The organism is Methylobacterium sp. WL18 (assembly GCF_008040015.1).
GTDB lineage: Bacteria > Pseudomonadota > Alphaproteobacteria > Rhizobiales > Beijerinckiaceae > Methylobacterium > Methylobacterium mesophilicum.
Genome location: NZ_VRVD01000674.1, coordinates 1 through 2,478 on the forward strand (window position 1 = coordinate 1; position 2,478 = coordinate 2,478).

A 2,478-nucleotide genomic window follows, 5' to 3' on the forward strand; every position below is an offset into this window, starting at 1 on the left:
CGTAAGCGGTGTCTGGGGCCGCTCTTTCGGTTGGCATGACGAGTTTGGATGCTGATGGCCATTGCCGGGGGGGCGTGGGGATCGGCTTGTGTCTGGACTTGAGCGTAGGTTTGAGCCGAGGCGGCTGGAGGTCATCAACGGCGCGGGTGGTCGGCGGGTCTGGTCGGCCGACGCCAAGGCCGCGGTCCTGGATGAGACGCTCCTGCCCGGCGCGGTCGTGTCAGTGGTGGCCCGTCGCCATGGGCTCACACCGCAACAGGTGTTCGGCTGGCGGCGGGAGGCGCGGCGCGCGCTTGAGGTCGAGCGGCTCTCCACAGCGATGGGATTCATCCCCGCGGTTATCGCGGAACCGACGCCCGCGCCGCTCGCTGCTCCTGCGAAGCGGTCTCGACGTGCGCGACGTTACAAGCCGGCCGCCGGGATCGAGCTGGAGATCTCCGGCGTCGCGGTGCGCGTCGGGCCGGATGCGGGCGAGGCTCAGATCGCGGCGGTGATCCGAGCGCTGAAGGCCACGGCATGATTGGGCCGTCCGGCATGGTGCGCGTGATGATGGCCACGCGGCCGGTGGACTTCCGCAAGGGCATGGACGGGTTGGCCGCCCTGGTGCGGGATGCGATGGGCGCGGATCCGTTCTCCGGCACGGTCTACGTGTTCCGCTCGAAGCGCGCCGACAGGGCCAAACTTCTGTTCTGGGACGGGAGCGGGGTGGTCTTGGCGACCAAGCGCCTGGAGACCGGTCAGTTCTGCTGGCCGAAGATCGAGGATGGCGTCGTACGCCTCACGGCGGCGCAACTCGCGGCCCTGCTCGAAGGGCTCGACTGGAAGCGTGTTCACTTGGCTCGCACGGTCATCGCTCCGGCGGTCGCAGGGTAAGCAAAAAGGCGGCTCGGGCTGCTCCCGGACTGTGGTAAGGCGCTGGCAGATATGATTTAATCTGCTTCGTGGCCAAGCCTTCTTCACCCCTATCCGACGATCTTGAGACGCTCAAGGCGCAGCTCGTCGAGGCGCAGGCCGAGAACGAGCGGCTGCGCCAGATCATCCTAGCGATGCAGCGCCACCGCTTCGGACGCCGGGCCGAGACCCTGCCCGAAGACCAGCTCCTACTCGGGCTGGAGGAGGCCGAGCAGGTCGAGGCCGCGGGTTTTGCTGCCGAGGAGGCCGAGCCGGCCAAGAAGGCTGCCCGGGTCGTCAAGCGCCGCACCAACCGCGGGGCACTGCCGGCCCACCTGCCGCGGGTCGAGACCTTCGTCGACATCGACAGCACCGCCTGCCCGTGCTGCTCGGGCGCCCTGCACAAGATCGGCGAGGACGTGTCCGAGCGCCTCGACGTGGTACCGGCGCAGTTCCGGGTGTTGGTGATCCGACGCCCGCGTTACGCCTGTCGGGCCTGCGAGGACGCCTTTGCGCAGGCCCCGGCACCGCCCCGGCTGATCGAGGGCGGCCTGCCGACCGACGCCCTGGTCGCGCAGGTGCTCGTCTCCAAATACGCCGACCACCTGCCGCTCTACCGCCAGGCGCAGATCTTTGCCCGTCAGGGCGTCGTTCTCGACCGTTCGACACTCGCCGACTGGGTCGGACGCGCCGCCTTCCTGCTCCGGCCGGTGCACGAGCGGTTGCTGGAGACGCTGAAGCGCTCGGGCAAGCTGTTCGCCGACGAGACCACGGCACCGGTGCTCGATCCCGGACGCGGGCGCACCAAGACCGGCCAGCTCTGGGCCTACGCCCGTGACGACCGACCCTGGGGCGGATCCGATCCACCCGGTGTCGCCTACGTCTACGCCCCCGACCGCACCGCCGGCCGGCCGATTGCGCATCTGGCCGGGTTTGAAGGCGTGCTGCAGGTCGATGGCTATGCGGCCTACGAGGTGCTGGCCAAAGGCGGCGCGGTGCGGCTGGCCTATTGCTGGAGCCATGTCCGTCGCGCCTTCTACGAACTCGCCGCCGCCTCGCCGATCGCCACCGAGGTGCTGGCGCGCATCGCTGCGCTCTACCGGGTCGAGGCCGAGATTCGTGGTTGCCCGGCCGACGAGCGGCGCGCCGTGCGTCAGGAGCGAAGCCGGCCGGTGATCGAGGCGCTGGAGCCGTGGCTGCGCGAGAAGCTCGGCCTGGTCAGCCGCAAGAGCAGACTCGCCGATGCGATCCGCTACGCTCTGTCGCGCTGGGCCGGCTTGAGCCTGTTCCTCGACGACGGCCGGGTCGAGATCGACTCCAATATCGTCGAACGCGCGATCCGACCCCTGGCCTTGAACCGCAAGAATGCCCTATTCGCCGGCTCGGACGGCGGCGGCCAGCATTGGGCGGTGATCGCCTCGTTGATCGAGACCTGCAAGCTCGTCGGCGTCGAGCCACACGCCTACCTCGCCGACGTCATCACCCGCATCGTCGAGGGCCACCCGCAGCGCCATCTCGACGATCTGCTGCCATGGGCCTACCCGGCCATGCCAGCCCTCAGAGCCGTGGCCTGAAAACAGCGCTTAC

General features: G+C 69.1%; 3 protein-coding genes. All 3 read left to right on the forward strand.

The annotated features are described in order from the left end of the window. Nucleotides 1-124: 124 nt before the first annotated feature. The 3 genes from FV228_RS26800 to FV228_RS26810 all read left to right on the forward strand — a co-directional run bounded on the left by FV228_RS26800 (nucleotide 125) and on the right by FV228_RS26810 (nucleotide 2,465). Nucleotides 125-520, forward strand: a complete 396-nt coding sequence (locus FV228_RS26800; RefSeq protein ID WP_281406537.1) for a transposase — start codon at nucleotides 125-127, stop codon at nucleotides 518-520. Then, nucleotides 517-873 (forward strand): IS66 family insertion sequence element accessory protein TnpB, encoded by a 357-nt coding sequence (gene tnpB, locus FV228_RS26805; RefSeq protein WP_147857300.1) that lies wholly within the window; start codon nucleotides 517-519, stop codon nucleotides 871-873. The genes FV228_RS26800 and tnpB overlap by 4 nt, the downstream gene beginning before the upstream one ends. A 68-nt stretch (nucleotides 874-941) precedes the next feature. Beyond that, entirely contained in the window at nucleotides 942-2,465 is a 1,524-nt protein-coding gene (locus FV228_RS26810; RefSeq protein WP_147857301.1) for an IS66 family transposase, read from the forward strand. The last annotated feature ends 13 nt before the right edge of the window (nucleotides 2,466-2,478 follow it).